General features: G+C 61.5%; 10 protein-coding genes and 1 pseudogene. 5 read left to right on the top strand and 6 right to left on the bottom strand.

Annotated elements, in window-relative coordinates; all coding sequences use genetic code 11:
* The first annotated feature begins 25 nt into the window (after positions 1-25).
* Genes J8C01_RS03470 through J8C01_RS03455 form a run of 4 tightly spaced genes read left to right on the top strand, consistent with a single transcriptional unit; the run spans position 26 to position 2,476 of the window.
* Positions 26-715 carry a class I SAM-dependent methyltransferase gene (locus J8C01_RS03470; RefSeq protein WP_211432397.1) on the top strand — a complete coding sequence of 230 codons (690 nt, stop codon included), beginning with the start codon at positions 26-28 and terminating at the stop codon, positions 713-715.
* Positions 703-1,122, top strand: a complete 420-nt coding sequence (locus tag J8C01_RS03465; protein WP_211432396.1) for a lycopene cyclase domain-containing protein — start codon at positions 703-705, stop codon at positions 1,120-1,122. The genes J8C01_RS03470 and J8C01_RS03465 overlap by 13 nt, the downstream gene beginning before the upstream one ends.
* Positions 1,119-1,430 carry a lycopene cyclase domain-containing protein gene (locus tag J8C01_RS03460; RefSeq protein WP_014099200.1) on the top strand — a complete coding sequence of 104 codons (312 nt, stop codon included), beginning with the start codon at positions 1,119-1,121 and terminating at the stop codon, positions 1,428-1,430. The genes J8C01_RS03465 and J8C01_RS03460 overlap by 4 nt, the downstream gene beginning before the upstream one ends.
* A complete protein-coding gene (locus J8C01_RS03455) occupies positions 1,427-2,476 on the top strand; it encodes a ketopantoate reductase family protein (RefSeq protein ID WP_211432395.1) in 1,050 nt (349 codons plus the stop codon). Before J8C01_RS03460 ends, J8C01_RS03455 begins: the two co-directional genes overlap by 4 nt.
* Here the strand turns inward: J8C01_RS03455 and J8C01_RS03450 are convergent.
* From J8C01_RS03450 to J8C01_RS03430, 6 genes and pseudogenes are all read right to left on the bottom strand, one after another.
* A complete protein-coding gene (locus tag J8C01_RS03450) occupies positions 2,444-3,340 on the bottom strand; it encodes an ABC transporter permease (protein ID WP_211432394.1) in 897 nt (298 codons plus the stop codon). The genes J8C01_RS03455 and J8C01_RS03450 overlap by 33 nt on opposite strands.
* A gap of 247 nt (positions 3,341-3,587) precedes the next feature.
* On the bottom strand, positions 3,588-5,168 hold the full coding sequence (locus J8C01_RS03445) for a tetratricopeptide repeat protein (RefSeq protein ID WP_211432393.1): 1,581 nt from the start codon (positions 5,166-5,168) through the stop codon (positions 3,588-3,590).
* A gap of 162 nt (positions 5,169-5,330) precedes the next feature.
* Positions 5,331-6,299 carry a formylglycine-generating enzyme family protein gene (locus J8C01_RS15285; protein WP_249355473.1) on the bottom strand — a complete coding sequence of 323 codons (969 nt, stop codon included), beginning with the start codon at positions 6,297-6,299 and terminating at the stop codon, positions 5,331-5,333.
* Positions 6,300-7,001: 702 nt separating this feature from the next.
* Positions 7,002-7,064: pseudogene (locus J8C01_RS15575) on the bottom strand (zinc-ribbon domain-containing protein); the annotation flags it as partial.
* A gap of 176 nt (positions 7,065-7,240) precedes the next feature.
* Positions 7,241-8,104, bottom strand: coding sequence for a pantoate--beta-alanine ligase (gene panC, locus J8C01_RS03435; protein ID WP_211432391.1), 864 nt, complete (start codon positions 8,102-8,104; stop codon positions 7,241-7,243).
* A gap of 59 nt (positions 8,105-8,163) precedes the next feature.
* Positions 8,164-8,880 carry an SDR family oxidoreductase gene (locus J8C01_RS03430; protein WP_211432390.1) on the bottom strand — a complete coding sequence of 239 codons (717 nt, stop codon included), beginning with the start codon at positions 8,878-8,880 and terminating at the stop codon, positions 8,164-8,166.
* Between the two features lie 76 nt (positions 8,881-8,956).
* Between J8C01_RS03430 and J8C01_RS03425 the strand changes: the two genes are divergently transcribed.
* Positions 8,957-11,398: a PBP1A family penicillin-binding protein gene (locus J8C01_RS03425; RefSeq protein WP_211432389.1), complete on the top strand. Its 2,442-nt coding sequence runs from the start codon at positions 8,957-8,959 to the stop codon at positions 11,396-11,398.
* The last annotated feature ends 3 nt before the right edge of the window (positions 11,399-11,401 follow it).

Here is an 11,401-nt window from a genome sequence, read left to right as displayed (position 1 = left end):
CAGCAAACCAACCACGAAACAGGTGATGATGGAGCGGATTCTTGAACCCGAAGTCATGGACACAGCGGAAGAAGCCCAAGACTACGACGCCATGGACTTCACCGAAGTCAACACGGCGTTTGCGGATGCCGTCGTGGCGCTTGGCATTCGGGCTGGCTACGTGCTGGACGTGGGCACGGGTACGGCGCGCATTCCCATTCTCATTGCCGAACGCCTGCCGGATGTGGGGATTGCCGCCGTGGACCTGTCGGCGGAAATGCTCAAACTGGCGGCGGCCCATCTCCGGGCAGCCCGGCTCGAAGCCCGCATCAGCCTGCATCTGGCTGACGCCAAAAACCTGCCCTTTCCGGCGGCGACCTTCGACGCCGTGATTTCCAACAGCATCGTGCACCACATCCCGGAGCCAGTCACGGTCCTGCGTGAAATGGCGCGGGTGGCCAAACCGGGGGCAGCGCTGCTCATCCGGGACCTCCTGCGGCCGGACACCCCGGAAGCTGCCGACGCTCTGGTGAGGCAGTACGCCGGGAACGAATCACCCCGGCAGCAAAAGCTTTTCCGCGATTCGCTGGGGGCGGCGCTGACGCTCGATGAAATTGCAGCCGCGGCCCGGACGGCTGGACTGACCGGCGTCACCCTTGCCCAGACCAGCGACCGCCACTGGACGCTCACCCGCCCGCCTGCACCTTGGTTGGGAAGGTCCGCATGTCCGACGTAAACAAACACATAGACTTTTGCCTAGCCTGTCACTTCGATAAGCTGTCATCGCCCCCGATTCACAACACAACGCTGGCTTTCATGACGTACTTGCAGTTTCACCTTTACTTCAGCCTTCCCCTGCTGCTGGTGACGGCCTGGCTGGCGCGGGGCAGGTTTTCCCGTGTCCATGCCCGCTGGCTTGGTCTTGTCTGTGTCATTGTCTTTGTCTTCACCACCCCGTGGGACAACCATGCCGTCAAACTGGGGATATGGGACTTCCCGGAAGACAAGATTCTGTTTCGCATCTGGCGGCTGCCCATCGAGGAATATGGCTTTTTCCTGCTGCAAACCATCAGCGTCGGGCTGTTGACGGTGGCGCTGCTGCGTCCGCGCTCCAGCTCAACCGCCACGGGGAAAGCCGCATGAAAACCAACTACCTGTTCCATCTGCTCGGCTGGATGCTGCCGGTGGTCATCCTCCAGTGGGCGATTGGCTGGCGCATCCTGGTGCGCAATGCGCGGGCGGTGTTTTTGCCGGTCGTGGCCATTGGGCTGTACTTCGTCGTAGCCGATGCGCTGGCCATTGCCGAAGGCATCTGGCTGTTTGACGCCAATCAGATTCTGGGCATCCACGTGGGCGTCGTGCCGCTGGAAGAAGTTATTTTCTTTTTTCTGACCAGCCTGCTCGTGTCGCAGAGCCTCGTGCTGTTTCTGCCCGAAGAACTACGTGCATGACGATTCGACGGTACATTGTCTATGGGGCCGGAGCCGTCGGCAGCGTTGTCGGCGGGCTGCTCCACCGCGCCGGATATGCCGCCTGTCTGGTCGGCCGTCCAGCCCACGTGGAAGCCATCCGGGCGCGGGGGCTGCGCCTGGAAACGCCAACGGAAACCCTGACGCTCGACATCCCGGCCGTTTCCCATCTCGCTGAAGCTGCACCGGGAGAAGGCGATGCCATTCTCCTTGGCGTCAAGGCAACCCAGACCGCCGCTGCCATGGCCGACATCGCCCGGCAGGTTCCGCCCACAACACCGGTGTTGTGCCTGCAAAACGGCATTGCCAACGAAGCCATTGTCGCCGAATACGTCACGCAGGTGTATCCCGTCCTGGTGCTGTTCAACGCCGTCCTGCCGGAACCCGGCCGCGTCGTGCTGACCATCATGGACTTTCTCGCCGTCGGACGTTTTCCAAAAGGGACAGATGCCCTGACGGCCCAGGTGGCGGCAGACTTTACGGCCGCCGGGCTGCCCACCCGCGAGCATCCCGACGCCATGGCCGTCAAGTGGGGCAAGCTCATCGGGAACCTCAACAACGCGCTGCTGGCCGTCACGGACTGCTACTGGCAGAAAGCCTTTGCGACGCCGGAGATGCTGTCCATGATGCGCGCCGTTATGGAAGAAGGGCTGCGTGTGCTGGCTGCGGCCGGCATTTCCCCGGCTGATGTGACCGGTCGTTTCGATATTCGCGCGCAGGTCGAAGCCTTTGCCGCGCGTCAGGCCGAGTTTGCCGACGTACCGCCGGAACAGCGCGGCTATCCGTCCATGTGGCAGGATTTGCACTTTCGCCGTCCCGAAACCGAAGTCGAATACCTCAATGGCGAGATTGTGCGGCTTGGGGAACGGTATGGTGTTCCGACGCCCATCAACCGCGCCCTGCTGGCGGCTGTCCGGGAATCCATTGAGACGGGCAAGGGTGTTGGGCAATTCCCGCTCGAACGGCTCCGGGAGCGCATCGCCCACCTGGCGGGTTCACCGGCGTCCTTTGATGTAGGGCGTGCCTAACGCCCGGGGTGGCGTTGCTTTCCCGATGAAGCCGGCCAGCACCACCATGGTGAAAATGTACGGGATGATCTGAATGAACTGCGTGGGAATGGACGATGTTCCCTGCAGGCGAATCTGCACGGCGTCCATAAAGCCAAACAGCAGACAGGCCAGCAGGACACGCCATGGCAGCCAGTTGCCGAAAATCAACGCCGCCAGCGCAATGTAGCCACGCCCGGCGGTCATGTTGCGCGTGTAGAGCGAGTTCTGCCCAATCGAGAGATAGACTCCGCCCAACCCGGCCAGCAGCCCTGAAAGCAGGACGCCCTGCCAGCGCAGCCACGTGACGCTGACGCCGGCCGTAGCCGCAGCTTCCGGCACTTCACCAACGGCGCGCAACCGCAAGCCAAAGGGCGTCTTGAACAGGATAAACATCGTCACCGGTACTGCGATCAGGGCGGCCACAATGGGCAGGGTGGGGAGCGTTTGGTTCTGGGCCAGGTTGGGCGTCGAACCTGTGGACTCGAACAAGGCTCCCGAAATCAACGGCGGGACGCCCAGCATGAGAATGTTGATGGCCGTGCCGGTGACGACCTGATCAGCGCGACAGGTAATGCAGCAGAACGCATGGAGTGCCGCCACGAGCAGCCCGGCCGCCAGGCCGGACAACAGCCCCAGCCACGGGCTGCCAGTCAGCGCCGTCACGGTGGCGGCAGTAAATGCACCGGCCAGCATAATGCCTTCCAGCGCCATGTTGATGACCCCACTTCGTTCGGCATACAGCCCCCCCAGGGCAGCCAGAATGAGCGGCGTCGAAAGGCGGAGCGTCGAACCAAAGAGTGAGACCAGCAACAGCAGGGTGTCAGACACGAAAAACGTCACCATTTCCTGTCAAAACAGAGGCAGGATGACAAAAATTGGCAACCAACGACTAAAAAGAATTGTCAATCCAGCACCAGAAACCAAGGGCGACGCCGTCCGTTTTGGGCGTTGCAGCTCTGGTATGAAAGTTGCCTCGTTTCTTTGTCAGGAAAACAGCCATACCCAAGCTTCTAGGGAGTGTCCGTGCGGGGTCTGCCTTCAACTTCGGGTATGGCTGTCATTTTTTTCAACCGCAAGAGCGCGTTTTTTTTTACTTTTTGCCCACATCCCAGCTCAGGTCAAGCAGCAGCAGGGTCGGGCTGGTGACAGCCAGGTTGAGGGCGAAGGTAAAGTCGTTTCCGGGATTGGGTTGCTCGACAACCTGCACCGTGACCCCCTTGATTGGCTTGACCTTGACTGTGACAGGCTGGCGCGGCAGGGGTGACTGCCGGCTGGATTCAATACAGACGCCGGTTGGGTCAAAAACCTCAAAGAAGGGTCCCTGCCAATAGACCCGGTAGGCGCCGGGTTCGAGCTGCCTTTTCCACTGAACCCCACCTTTCAGGGGAAGCTGCCATTCGGCCACGACGATGACATCTTCCGAACGCGGATTTTTGGGCGTGGCAATCAGCTCGGCGGTGTAATCATTGCCGGCAACCGGCATCACGGCGATACGGACCGTGACATTGGCGGAAGACTTGCCCAGCCGGAAGACGGCATCCCGCGCCGGGAGGCGGCCTTCGAGCTTGATGTCCGGCTTGATGGGGTTCTCACTGTCGAGCAGGGCGCTTTCCACCTGATCGCGATGCAGGCGAATCCGAAAGGGGCTGGCCGTGTTGAGCTTGTAAATCAGTGAGCCACGCAGCGGCAGGGGCGGCTCCAGCCGCAGGGAGAGTTCCCGTAACCGCTCTGTCACCTGCGGGTCATCCGGGACGACGGCTTGAAATTTCTGGTAGTCGGCATACGCCGTGCGGAAGTCCCGGCGGCGATAGGCTTCATCTGCCGACTGGCGGGCCAGATAGGCTTCCACCCTGGTTTTGCCAGCCGCTGCCGGCGCATGTTCAGGGTCGAGTTCAAGCGCGGCTTCGTATTCACTCCGGGCTTCGTTATAGCGTCCGGCCTGGAAGGCGGCTTCGGCCTGCCGGGTACGGAGCCGTGCCTCCATGCGGCGCAGTCCCAGACGGGCATCTTCATTGCCGGGCGCTATCTCCAGCACCTGCCGGTAGGTGCGCAGTGCTTCAGTTGGATCGGACTGCTCCATAGCCAACCGCAGCAGAGCCGTAACCAGTGCGGCCTGTGTGGACGCATCAGGGTCAAGCTCCTGGGCGCGGCGGAGATAACCAATCGCCGCCTGCCAGTTTTTGGTCAGCATCGCCGCCTTGCCCAGCATCTGAAGCACTTGCCCGGCATGTCTTTTGGCCACCGGGTTGACCGGCTCAAGAGCCAGGGCTTTGTCGTACTCGGCCAGGGCCTCGACAAGTTGTGACTCCCGCTCGAACTGCCTGCCGACGGCCATGTGGGCGGATACATCCCGGCGGCGCTGCAGGACTTCCACCAGGTCGCTTTTGGGACGCGCCACTTTCCCACCCTGCTCGAAGAACATCCGGGCCGAGACGAAGTCTCCCTTGTTGAACAGCTCGTTGCCTTCCTCGAAGTAAAACTCCGCCGGTCGGCCGAGCGGCATGACAACACCCGTCGGGGTTTTGATGATGGCTGGGCGACGTGGTGGAGACGGGCGCTTGCCCGGTGCTGTTCCAGATGCCGGCGGGTTGGTCGCAGCAGCGGGTGGGTCATCCGCGCGCCCAATCTGGGCGACACTGCGGATGTCCAGGAAAACGACATTGCCCAGCATGACAAAGGCCCAGACCAAACCGGCCGCTGGCAGAGACGCTTGTGAACACACAAACCACCTGGCGAAGGAACCGGGAACACAGCCCCTGGCAGTGAACATAGTGGCAAGTCAAAGCGTGGTGCGGGATGAAAATCGAACGTCTTTACGGCATTTCACAGCTGGTCACGGTGATGGCTGATCCTGAACACACCGGAAACCAAGTTCACGGGACTTGAAGTCCGAGGGAACCCAGTTGCGGTAGGTCACGGTGCACCGCTTGGTATCTTCTGTAAACGCTCCACCCCGAATGATTTGCAACCGTGCGCCGGGATTGAGCGGCTTGTCCCAGCTCGGTGGTTTCTCGGTGCTTCCGGGATAGAGTTGGGCTTCTGAAGCCGTCCACTCCCAGACATTGCCCGTCATGTCAAGCACCCCAAAGGGACTGGCACCGGCCGGATACGTTCCGACCCGTACTGGCACACCAAGACCACTCGCTTTGACGTTGGCGCGGCTGGGATCAAAGGTGTCACCCCAGGGGAAAACCGTTGGCGTACGCCCATGGGCAGCCGCCTCCCATTCCTCTTCGGTGGGCAGGCGCTTACCGGCCCAGCGGGCATAGGCTTCGGCATCAGACAGGGTGACACCAGTGACCGGGAACAACTCCTTGCCGTCTTCAAACCGCCCCCCAACCCAGGAAGCTGGTGCCGGATGCCCCGTTGCCTCGATGAATTTCTGGTAGTCAGCGTTGGTGACTTCGGTCCGGTCAATATAGAACGGCCGCAATGTCACCGTATGCTGCGGTTTTTCATAGGGATCGAGAAAATCGCCACTGTTGCGTCCAATCAGATACTCCCCGCCCGGAATGGCAACCATGTTTTCGGGAATGACTGGCTTGGGGGGTGCCACCGGTGACTCAGATGGGGTGGATGGTTTCGATCTGGTCGGCAGGGTATCTGCCGGCGTTTCCGAGGTCACAGGCGCAGATGGCGCAACCCATCGAAAGTAAGCGATAGCCGCCACAACCCCAACCAAAGCCACAAGGACTACGACCGACAACCCAATGGCCAGCCAGAGCGGGAAGCCAGCCCGACGCGGGGGCGCCGCAGCCGGAGCGGCCTGGGCAAAGAGGTCGGCCGGTGGCTTGAGTGGCATTGACGGCAACTCTGTTGCTTGCCGCCCCATTGGGCGCGGGGCACCAAGAGGCGGTTCCACCGGACGGAAGGGGGTCGCCGCCACATCCGGCGGGAGCGGCACGCCGCCAGGTGGCGACGGGTTTAACGGCGGGGTTGGCGGCGTGACCACTGGTGTCCCACCAGCCGGTGTCCCGGTTCGATTTGTCAACGAACCAGACGCGGGAAAACTGCTTGCCAGCGGCGGGGGGACGAGTGTTGGGGGTGCTGGTGAAGCCGCCGGCGTGCCGGTTTTGGTCGCCAACGGATCAGGCACCGAAAAACCACCTGCCGGTGGCGGTAGTGGGGATGAAGTCGGCGGCGGGGGTGGAGGGAGCGGCGGGGGTGGAGGGATAAGGGTGGGTGGAAACTGTGAAGTGGAAGTCCCGGTCGCAAACAGGTCCGGGAGGGATTCCAGTCCGGCGGTCGCTCCCGGCGGCGGGGTATCCAGCCGCAGGTTGGGCGAAGAAATGTCTCCCAGAATGAACCCATCCTCGTGATGGCCATTGTCCGGCGCCTGACTGGGTGGCGGCGCTGACTCCAGCGGCATTTCCAGAGACGGCAGAGAAACATTCGTCCGTCCCGGATCATCAGGACCGACCGAGCGCAGGACAAAGGTGTGCTCGATGGACGAGGGGCCAGTCAGCGGCGCTGAGTCACCGGCTCCGCCCCCGGCGAAAGCGTGCCCGCAGCTTTTACAGAAACGCGCATTTGGACGGTTTTCAGTACCGCACTTTGGGCAGAACATGACGAGTTACCCGTACCACCCCAAACCATACCCCAAGCATGCTCCGGGTGCTTTGTGCCTCCAAGTCGCCGTTCAGGGCAAGCTGCCCATAGCTACCGGTCTGCCACGAAGCCAGCCAACCGGCAGCATAGTAACATTCTCAAAAAGTTCACGGCAAGAAAGCCATTGCACCCAGGTTATTCCGTACTCCCCACGAGAATGATGTTATCCGTAAGGCGCACCTGCCCGACGTATGCCGCCAGGGCAAGCAGGCACTCCTCACCTTCTGCAATCGCTGTCAGCGGGGCCAGATTTTCCATATCCACGAGGGCAATGTATTCCGGGCGCACTAGCGGTTCTGAGTCAAGCACCTGCCGGACCGCACCGATCAGGGTTTCCGCATCCCGGACGCCATTTCGCTCAACCAATTTCTGCGCCTGCTGCAATCCACGGTAGAGCGCCGTGGCCGCCTGCCGTTCCGGTACACTGAGCAGTGCATTCCGGGAAGAGGTCACCAGTCCATCCGGCTCACGGTGGGTCGGGCAGATGACCACTTCAGTGTCCATGGACAGGTCACGTACCATCCGGCGGATGATGATGGACTGCTGGGCATCCTTCTGCCCCACCAGCGTGTAGTCCGGCCGTACGATGTTGATGAGCTTGTTGACAATGGTCGTCACACCGCGAAAGTAGTTAGGCTGTTGGGCCCCACACAGCCGGCAATCCAGGGTGTCTGTCGTGACATAGGTCAGCATGTCCTCCGGGTAAATTTCGTCCACACTCGGCGCAAACAAAACATCCACCCCGCGCTTGGCCATCAGCTCGGCATCACGCGCCAGGTCACGGGCCGGAACATCAAACTCCTCTCCGGTCTGAAAGTGAATCGGATTGAAAAAAATCGAAACGACCACCGCATCAGCCAGAATCTGCGCCCGGCGGATAAGACTGAGATGGCCTTCGTGGAGGGCGCTCATCGTTGGCACCAGCGCCAGTTTTTTCCGGTCCTGCTTGAGGCGCGGCGCCAAATGGCGCATTCGGGCAATGCGCGTGACGATTTCCATACCCTACACCCAAAGACGGCAGAGAAGCCATGGCTTCCCTGCCGGGGGTTGATGGCAACTCACATCTGATGGCTTTCCGGTTGGAGCACCAGTTCGTTCAGCACGCCGTTGCCGGTGTGCGAGGCGGCAAAGAGAATGGCGTTGGCGGCTTCTTCGACCGACAACATCCTGTCCCGCTGGACGCGCATGGCGATGGTATCCCAAAAAGGTGAATCCACACCGCCAAAGTGTAGCAGCGTAAAGCGGATGCCGTTGCGCTTCAAGTCGAGCGCCATGGCGCGGGTCATACCGGTGACGGCAAACTTTGAGGCGCAGTATCCGGCAGCCTGCATCATCGCTGCCCGCCCCAGGATCCCTGGAATGTTGATGACGATCCCGCCACCGGTTTTCGTCATCTCCAGTGCCGCCACCTGTGTTACGTTGAAAACGCCCCGGACGTTGACAGCCAGCATCCGGTCCAGATCGGCTTCGGTCAACTCCAGAAACGGCTTGAGAATCCCTATCCCGGCGGCATTGACAACCACATCAATGCGGCCAAGCTGGCTTATGGTGGCTGCCACAAAAGCGGTCACCTGCTCGCGGTTGGTGGTATCGGTTGGCACGGCGACAACGCGCCGCCCCAGGGCGCGAATCTCTCCGGCTACCGCTTCAAGCTCAGCCGCCGTCCGCGCGGCCAGCGCCACATCGGCACCGTGCCGGGCAAACTTCAACGCCGCAGCCCGTCCGATGCCGCGGCTGCCACCCGTGATGAGGATGACTTTCCCAGTGAAATCCATGAAAAAAACTCCTGACAACAAGCGTAAAGTTCTGGCAAGGGGGTGGTGAGTTCAGAAAACACCGTACGATGGCCTCATGACCGGAAATCACCCAGCTTTCAAGAACGACCCGCGGGTTTTTCGCACCAAACACTGGTGGCAACGGCTCATTACGCCACGGCGTGTTTTTTTTCTGGCGCTGGCCCTGCTCCCGGTCGTCATCATCCTGACCTATTACTACGTCGTGTTCTCGACGATGATTGACCAGAAGCTGCGGGGGGAGTCCTTTGTCCGGTCCAGTGGTATCTATGCGGCTCCGGCGCGTATCATCAAAGGTGGCCCGTTCGGCAAGGCGCAAATCTTGGAATACCTGAACCGGGCCGGTTACGTTGCCCAGTCCCAGGCAGGTGACACCACGCGCGGACGCTACCTGCTCGATGGCAACCGGCTCGACATTCTCCCCAGCACCGATGCGCCGCTGGCCGGACAGAAATTCCCTTCCGTCCGCATCCGGTTCAACGGTAACACGCCGGTCAACATCGTCGAACTCCCCAACCAGCAACCGCTCACCGAATGCCTGCTGGAACCGCCGCTGCTGACGGCGCTCAACAGGGAACGGGAAAAGCGCAAGATCGTCGAGTTCAATGACCTGCCCAAGGTACTCGTCCAGGCCGTAGTCGCCGTCGAGGACCGGCGGTTTTTCGACCACCGGGGCATTGACCTGCGCGGACTGGCCCGCGCCATCTACCGGAACTTCACAGATCGGGACGGCGGCTTGCAGGGCGGCTCAACCATCACCCAGCAGCTTGTCAAAAACTTTTTCCTGACGCCGGAGCGCACGCTGAGCCGCAAACTCAAGGAAGCCTACATTGCCATCATCCTTGAAACGCGCCTGACCAAGCCACAGATTTTCCAGATGTACTGCAACGAGATTTACCTGGGGCAGGATGGCAGCTATTCCATTAACGGCTTTGGTGAAGCAGCGCGGTTTTACTTTGGCAAGGACATCATTCAGCTCAGCCTGCCGGAGGCTGCTTTTCTGGCCGGCATCATCCGCGGTCCGGGCTATTACTCGCCCTTCAAACACCCGGAACGCGCCCTCGAACGCCGCAACAAGGTGCTGGGCGACATGCTCGAAGTCGGCTTCATCACCCCGGCCGAGTATGAAAAAGCCAAGGCTGTCCCGCTTGGCGTTGCGCCCCGGCGCGCCAGCAGCAACGCCGATGCCCCCTACTATCTGGATTACCTGCAAAGCGTGCTTGCCGAGCGAAAACTCGACCGGGTGCTCTCTGACCCGGCCGCCCGCATTTACACCACGCTGGACATCAACCTGCAGCAGGCCGCGGTCGAAGCCGTCCAGAAGGGGCTGGCAAATCTCGTCAAAAAGCCGGCGCCAGGGCTGGACGCCGCACTCATCGCCCTCGACGCCCACACCGGAGACATTCTGGCCATGGTGGGCGGCCGGGACTATTCGCAATCCCAGCTCAACCGCGTCACGGACGCCCGCCGTCAGCCGGGATCGGTGTTCAAACCCTTCGTCTATACGACGGCCATTGCGGAAGAAGTCGTCACTCCATCATCCCTGTTCAAGGATGAGAAGCGCACCTTCACCTACGGCAAGGGGCAGACCTACAGCCCTGACAATTTCGGGCAGGCCTACAGCAACCAATACGTCACCGTGCGCACGGCGCTGTCCAAATCGCTCAACGTCGTTACGGTCAGCGTCGCCGAGGCCGTGGGCTATGACCGGGTGGCGCGTACGGCCGAACGGTTCGGGCTGCCGCGCCCGGAGGCGTATCCGAGTCTGGCGCTGGGCACAAAAGAGGCAACACCGCTTGAAGTGGCCCGCGCCTACACCGCTTTCCCCAACCGTGGCGCACGGGTCGAACCCCGCGCCCTGACCTTCATCGCCGATGGCAAAGGCAACCTCGTGGAAAAGGTGGAGCCGCAGACAACGCCGGTCATCTCTCCGGCCGTCGCCGCCGTCATGACGCACCTGCTGCGCGGCCCCATCGAACGTGGCACGGCCACCAAAGCCAACGGACTGACCAAGGCTCTGGCCGGCAAAACCGGTACGAGCCGCGATGGCTGGTTTGCCGGCTTTACACCACACATGGTCTGCGTGGTCTATGTCGGATATGACGACAACCGCCAACTCGGCATCACCGGAGGGAATTCAGCGCTGCCGATTTTCGTCAGTTTTCTGCGCGCCGTCCTCAAGTTCCGCCCTGACCTGACCGGTGATGCCTTCCCTGATGCCGAAGGCGTGGAAAAAGTGACCGTGGATTTGCAAACCGGGCTGCTTCCTTCTCCAGCCTGCCAGGGTGAAACCATCGAGGAATGGTTTCTGGCCGGGACAGCCCCAAAGAAGGATTGCACGCAGACTAACGCCGCCGCGATGGGCACTCCGGGCGTGGTGGTCGAACCTGACATCCAGCTTCCCCCACCGGAACTGCCGCCAGTGACCGGGCCGCCGCCGCTGCCCGACGCTACCCGTCCCCGCGACCGGCGTCCGCCGGATGTGCCACCCCGCGACTAGCCT

It is taken from the genome of Chloracidobacterium sp. D (genome assembly GCF_018304685.1).
Classification (GTDB): domain Bacteria; phylum Acidobacteriota; class Blastocatellia; order Chloracidobacteriales; family Chloracidobacteriaceae; genus Chloracidobacterium; species Chloracidobacterium thermophilum.
Note: the sequence above shows the minus strand (reverse complement) of the source record. Positions and strands in the feature narration are given on the sequence as shown.